1 rRNA gene is annotated in these 773 nt (G+C 44.2%); it reads right to left on the bottom strand.

Annotation, left to right across the window (positions count from 1 at the left end):
- A 23S ribosomal RNA gene (locus N3D74_06660) occupies nt 1-534 on the bottom strand; the annotation flags it as partial.
- Nucleotides 535-773 lie beyond the last annotated feature (239 nt).

Here is a 773-nt window from a genome sequence, read left to right as displayed (position 1 = left end):
CCGGGGTTCTTTTCACCTTTCCCTCACGGTACTGCTTCACTATCGGTCACCAGTTAGTATTTAGCCTTGGGAGGTGGTCCTCCCTGCTTCCCACAAGGTTTCACGTGCCTCGTGGTACTCTGGATACCGGCCTGTCTTCATATCTTTCGCTTACGGGACTTTTACCCTCTATGGTCTCATCTTTCCAGATGCTCATTCTGCTAGATACTTAGAATCATTATGCCGGTCCTCAACCCCAGAGTATATTGCTATACTCTGGTTTGGGCTCTCCCGCTTTCGCTCGCCACTACTTACGGAATCACTGTTGTTTTCTACTCCTGCGGGTACTTAGATGTTTCAGTTCCCCGCGTCTCCCTCCTGCACACTATGTATTCATGTACAGGTACCTGCGTTTTTACCGCAGGTGGGTTCCCCCATTCGGAAATCCACGGGTCGATGGCTATTTGCGCCTCATCGTGGCTTATCGCAGCTTATCGCGTCCTTCATCGGCTACTGGTGCCTAGGCATTCACCCTATGCTCTTAATAGCTTGACCTATGATTTTTGCTCCACAAAATATCATTCAATAATTTGCTTCGCAGAAATCTACTTTTTGATATACGATCTCTCGATATCTTTTAGTTCTCTTAAAGTGATATGTCTTTCTCCATCAATGATTATCCTAAGAGTCACTTGTATCTTTTTTGATACTTGTTACCCTTTTTGTCTTCTCATCTTTATTTCTTACATTATATAGTTTTCAAGGTGCAAAGTTTTCAAAGCTTTTTGGGCTTT

The organism is Caldisericia bacterium, assembly GCA_026414995.1.
GTDB lineage: Bacteria > Caldisericota > Caldisericia > B22-G15 > B22-G15 > JAAYUH01.
The sequence above is the reverse complement of the archived record's forward strand: the minus strand, read 5'-3'. Positions and strand labels throughout refer to the sequence as shown.